The sequence below is a fragment of the Rhizobium sp. 01N447_2 genome, from assembly GCF_056399245.1.
Genome location: NZ_JBFTQY010000143.1, coordinates 1 through 5,699, shown reverse-complemented (window position 1 = coordinate 5,699; position 5,699 = coordinate 1). Strand labels below are relative to the sequence as shown.

Here is a 5,699-nt window from a genome sequence, read left to right as displayed (position 1 = left end):
ATCCTGCAGATGCCGGTGCGCCAGCTCGGCCTGATGGTCAACGCCTTTGCCCGCGCCTCCACTTGCGGCTCGCGTCTCTTTGCCCTTCTCGACCTCGACATCGCGATCAAGGATGCGCCGGATGCGAAGGAACTGAGCCTCACCGGCGGCGTGTTGCGCTTCGAGAATGTCAGCTTCGCCTATCCGGGTTCCGAAAAACGCACCGTGCTCCAGGATGTCTCCTTCGAAGCCCGCCGCGGCCAGACGATCGGCATTGTCGGGCCTCCGGGCAGCGGCAAGTCGACGATCGCCCATCTCATTCCCCGCTTCTACGACGTCAGCGGCGGCAAAATCACGATCGACGGCCAGGACATCCGCAAGGCGACGCTGCAATCGCTGCGCAGGGCGGTTGCCGTCGTTCAGCAGGATTCCTTCCTGTTCACGACGACGATCGAAAACAACATCGCCTATGGCGACCCATGGGCGAAGGAAGGCCGCATCGAGCGCGCCAGCGAAAGCGCCCAGCTGCACAATTACGTGCTCGGCCTGCCCACAGGTTACGGCACCGTCGTCGGCGAGCGCGGCGTTTCGCTTTCCGGCGGCCAGCGGCAGCGACTTTCGATCGCCCGCGCGCTGATGCTGAGACCGGCGGTGATGGTGTTCGACGATTCGACGGCGGCGATCGATGCCGCCACCGAACAGCGCATCCGCAGCGCCATGCGCCGCTACGCCGCAGACCGCGTAACGATCATCGTCGCCCATCGCCTGAGCTCGCTGATGCATGCCGACCAGATCCTGTTCGTCGAAGACGGCCGGATCGTCGAACGCGGCACGCATGCGGCGCTGCTTTCGCTCGGCGGGCGTTACAAGGCGCTCTACGACCTTCAGGTGCGGCCGGGCGACGAGGCTTTGAGCGCCTAGCAGACAGCATATTCCCCCTCTTCCCCTGGGTGGGGAGAGGGGAACGGGTAGTGACTATGCAGGCCACCTGAAGTGTTGGCCGCGGGAGGAATGACATGGCCGAGGAACTGGAAACCGAGCGTCCCGACGTTCGCGAGGATGGACGCCGCCCACCACGGGCGGTCGTCGGTTCACATCGCGTCGAAGAGGAGATGTTCGGCAAGGCCTTCGACGGCAACATCGTCAAGCGCATCTGGGTCTTCGTCAGCCCCTATCGCCGGCAGGTCCTCTGGTCGGTCGTCGCCGTTTTGACCTTCACGATGATGCAGCTCACCATCCCGCTGATCATCCGCTATGCCATCGACCACGGCATGTCGCCGGGCGGCAACCCTTCGGCGCTGATCTGGTCGATCGTCGCCTTCACCATTGCCATCCTCATCAACTATGCGGCGAGCTACGCGCAGGAGACGCTGGTCGGCGGCGTGGCGGAAGACGTGCTCTTCGATATCCGCAAGGCGATGTTTGCGCATCTGCAGCGCGTCTCGCTCTCCTTCATGGACAAGACCGAAGTGGGACGGTTGATGTCGCGCCTGCAGGGCGACGTCAACTCGATGCAGGAATTCCTCGAAACCTCGGTGCTCTCCGTCGGCGACATCATGCTGCTCTTCGGCATCGTCTTCGTGATGCTCTATCTCGACTTCAAGCTGGGGCTGCTGACGCTCTCGGTGTTGCCGGTGCTCTTCATCGTCCGGCTGTTCTGGTTGCCGCTGGCGCGCAAGTCCTTCATGGCCGCGCACGAGACCAATTCAGTTGCCGCCGGCGCGCTTGCCGAGGCGATCCACGGCGTGCGCGCCGTCCAGAGCATGGACAGGCAGGGCGTCAACTTCACGCTCTACGACGACAAGGCGCATGCCAACCTCGAGACGCATCTGACGGCGGCGCGTTATGCGCAGGTGATGGTGCCGATCGTCGACAGCCTGACGGGCGTGGCGATGGCGCTCGTCATCGTCGTCGGTGGCGCCCGCGTTCTCAATCAGGCGCTCGATGTCGGCGTGCTCGTCGCCTTCCTGTTTTATATCCAGCGTTTCTTCGACCCGATCCGTTCTCTGACCCTGCAATATTCGGTGATGCAGCGCGCCATGGCGTCCGGCCAACGGCTGACCGAGGTGCTTGACGTGCCTGTCGACATCAAGGATGCACCCGGTGCCACGGCGCTGTCGCGCGACATGGACGGCTCGGTGGAGTTCAAGGACGTCGTCTTCGGCTACAATCCGAAACATCCGGTGCTGAAACATGTGAGCTTCAAGGTCAATCCCGGCGAGACGGTGGCGCTGGTCGGGCCGACGGGGTCCGGCAAATCGAGCTGCATGTCGCTGATCCATCGCTTTTACGATGTGCAGCAGGGCCAGGTGCTGGTCGGTGGCCATGATGTGCGTGATCTGACGCAGGATTCGCTCGGAGCGCAGATCGCCATGGTGCTGCAGGAACCCTTCCTCTTCACCGGAACGGTCTTCGAGAATATTCGCTACCACATGCACGAGGCGACGCGCGAACAGGTGATCGAGGCGGCGAAGGCCGTTGGCGCGCACGAGTTCATCATGCGCCTGCCGGAGGGCTACGACAGCGTTCTCGGCGAGCGCGGCGGCAATCTCTCGCTTGGCCAGCGCCAGCTTTTAAGCTTTGCTCGCGCGCTGGTGGCGGATGCGAAGATCCTCGTGCTCGACGAAGCGACGGCCAATATCGACAGCTATACCGAGATGCTGATCCAGAAGGCGCTGGTGAAGCTGCTCGAAAACCGCACCGGCCTCGTCATCGCCCATCGCCTCGCGACGATCCGCGAGGCGGATCGCATCATCGTGCTGCAGAACGGCGAAATCATCGAAAGCGGCAACCACCATCAGCTGATGAAGAATGGCAAGCTCTATTCGAAGCTCTATAATCTCAACTACGCGTCCTTCGACGACATTCCCGAAGATGTGCTGGAAGAGACGACGGCTGCCCACTCGGCGACCTAGAGCATTTCCGTTTTTCTTCGACGCTCTACAACCGCTTCATTCGCTGGAGCCGGTTCGGCGTGTTCGACAGGATTCTCACCGCTTCGGCCGGCGAAGGCCCCAAGCCCCGAGCATATCATGATCGACGCAACATATCTGAAGGTCTACGCACCGCGGCAAGCCTTCTAAAAAAAGGATGTGCGGTCTGAACTCGCAGCTCCATGCCGTCTGCGATGGTGATGGCCGGCGACTCATGCTGCTCTCTGAAGGCCAGCGACCACAAGGGCGCAAGGATCGTGCTCAACGCATTGCCCAAAGCAGATTGCCTCATCGCCGATAAGGGCTGCGACAGCACCTGGTTCCCCGAAGAGCTCCTCGCCAGGGGAATCGAGCCCTGCATCCCGTCCTCAAAAAGCCGGAAGAAACCATACCTCTACGCCAAGGCTCTCTATCGTCGCAGACACAAAATCGAAAACCTATTCGCCAAACTCAAGGATTGGAGGCGTATCGCAATACGTTGTGACCGATGTTCCCACACCTTCTTCTCGGCAATCTGCATCGCAGCTTCCGTCATCTTCTGGCTGCGATTAACGAGTTCCAAATCGTTCGATAAGCATCTCAGTGAGGGTTCGCACTTTTCGAGAGGGATACTGGCCGGGCGGCCTCACGACGAAGATGCCGGCTGGCGGAATCGGATGACGCGTCATGATCGGCACCAGTGCACCCGAACAAATATGGTCCGCGACAAGCGGTTCTGGCAGATAGGCGACCCCCACTCCATCCAGAGCGGCCGCTACGAGGGACATTGCGTTATCAGCTATGAAGCGTCCCTGGGGACGCACCGTGACAATCTCGTCGCCATCCATGAATTGCCACTTCTCGGCGTCCCGCATAACGACTTGGTGATTCACAATCTCGTCCGGTGTCTCGGGGGCACCGTGAGCCTCGATGTAGGCAGGACTCGCAACCAGCTTGCCAAAGATCGGCCCGATACGTCTTGCGACGAGGTTCGAGTCCGAAAGATGCCCCAGCCGAATTGCGCAATCAAAACCCTCTCCGACGAGATCTACGAAGCGATCAGTATAGGAAGAAAGGATTTGTAGTTGCGGGTGTCGGCTAGCCATCTGGGAGAGGACGGGAGCAAAATAGGTCGGGCCAAATGACAGTGGCGCGGCTACGCGCATACGGCCTCGAAGCTCACCGGCGGGCAGGATCGTTTCGCGCACCACATCCAAGTCAGCAGAAACCCGTGCTGCGTAATCCCTCAATGTACAACCTGCTTCCGTGAGCGCGATACCACGGGTCGTCCTTGCAAATAGCTGTGCGCCGAGTTCCGCCTCAAGCCTGGTGATCCGCCGGCTGATCAYCGACTTGGAGATGCCCAGTCGCAGCGCTGCAGACGATATTCCGCCGGCATCAGCAACTTCGACAAATATTCTTAAGTCCTCAAGTTCCACAAAGCGTTCCTTATTTTGCAACACGGCTTCACACGACCGAGGACTACCAAGGCAAAGAGGAGGATGACACCTTCGCTGCGGCTGACTCTCCCACGAGGGCTCCTCGCAACGTGCCTACGAACCGCCAATATAGGATTTATTCCATAATCTTTCTAACGGCTTCAATCACTTCTTCGTCCATCGCACGCGTCCGTAAGCGCCGGCTTGCGCATGACCGCAATTCGCAAAAATCAGTCGAACGAGGGTAAAATGATCAGAAAAATATTCATCGCGTTTGTGACAAGTTTTTCTTTCTCTGCGGTTCAGGCACAAGCGACGCAGGAACAGCCCGGTGCTGATCTGATCGTTTTCAACGCAAAGATCTTTACCGGCAACCGTGCGCAGCCCGAAGCTTCCGCTTTAGCCATCAAGGAAGGCCGCATCTATTCCGTAGGCTTGGATGCGGACATTCTCAGTCTGACAAATTCGCAGACCAGGGTGATTGATGCGCGCAGCCGCAGGCTCATCCCCGGCATCATCGATGCCCACATACATGTCCTCAACGACTTGGCCTATAACTACAATGTTCGATGGGATGGTGTGCCGACGCTGCGTCGCGCATTGGCCATGCTGAGCGAGCAGGCCGCACGCACGCCGGAGGGCCAATGGGTCAAGGTCATTGGAGGCTGGTCACCCTACCAATTCGAGGAGAACCGCTTCCCCACGCTGGATGAATTGCGCAGCGCCGTGCCCGATCGCCCCATGATCGTGCAATATGCTTATAACCAAGCCTTCTTGAACAAGCAGGCGATGGAGGCGCTTGGCGTGGGTACCGATCGGTTCCCAAAGGTGCCGGACACCGAATTCGAAAAGGACAGCCACGGTAATCCCACTGGGGTGGTCCATGGCTATACTTGGTTGTTTCTCGCCCTCGAGAGCATGGTGCCGCAGCCCACGTTCGACGAACAAGTGAGTTCGTTGATCTATAGCATTCACGGTCTGAACCGGTTCGGCGTGACCTCGATCGTCGATAACGGCGGCAGGTGGCCATACCCCAAGGCCCAGGCGAGGGTAGACGTGCTTGCACGAGACAACCGCCTCAATGTGCGCATGCCGTTTGTGGACTTGCAACTCGGCGACGGCGGGCCGGTAAACATGGTGGATCTGGAAATCGAGGCGATCACGAAAACGGCGCCGATAAGTGCAGGGCAAAACCTCCACCCCACCCTGGCACATGGCCATGAATATCGAGGCGCCGGGGAGGTTCTGAGCGGGGAAGTGCACGATCATGAGAACTTCGACCGTCCGGCCGTCATCATCGAGCCTGAGAAGATGCGGCGCTTCGTCGAGCAGGATGTGATGAAGCTGGTCCAGCGGCGTATCCCCGCGC

4 protein-coding genes and 1 pseudogene are annotated in these 5,699 nt (G+C 59.8%); 4 read left to right on the top strand and 1 reads right to left on the bottom strand.

Translation table 11 applies throughout. The features are described from left to right. From AC1ECN_RS38110 to AC1ECN_RS38100, 3 genes and pseudogenes are all read left to right on the top strand, one after another. A partial coding sequence (locus AC1ECN_RS38110) for an ABC transporter ATP-binding protein (RefSeq protein ID WP_477955983.1) occupies window positions 1–900 on the top strand: 900 nt, incomplete at its 5' end. Between the two features lie 95 nt (window positions 901–995). Beyond that, window positions 996–2,894 (top strand): ABC transporter ATP-binding protein, encoded by a 1,899-nt coding sequence (locus AC1ECN_RS38105; RefSeq protein ID WP_018071553.1) that lies wholly within the window; start codon window positions 996–998, stop codon window positions 2,892–2,894. A gap of 200 nt (window positions 2,895–3,094) precedes the next feature. Then, window positions 3,095–3,340, top strand: a pseudogene (locus tag AC1ECN_RS38100) (hypothetical protein); the annotation flags it as partial. 120 nt (window positions 3,341–3,460) lie between these two features. Here AC1ECN_RS38100 and AC1ECN_RS38095 read toward each other — a convergent pair. Beyond that, window positions 3,461–4,330, bottom strand: a complete 870-nt coding sequence (locus AC1ECN_RS38095) for a LysR family transcriptional regulator (RefSeq protein ID WP_477955981.1) — start codon at window positions 4,328–4,330, stop codon at window positions 3,461–3,463. Window positions 4,331–4,579: 249 nt separating this feature from the next. Between AC1ECN_RS38095 and AC1ECN_RS38090 the strand changes: the two genes are divergently transcribed. Continuing rightward, window positions 4,580–5,699: amidohydrolase family protein (locus tag AC1ECN_RS38090; RefSeq protein WP_477955979.1), on the top strand; the 1,120-nt coding region annotated here is incomplete at its 3' end.

Bases quoted from the DNA above. Each gene is read 5' to 3' on its own strand.
- AC1ECN_RS38105 (WP_018071553.1), top strand. From the start codon at position 996: ATGGCCGAGGAACTGGAAACCGAGCGTCCCGACGTTCGCGAGGATGGA.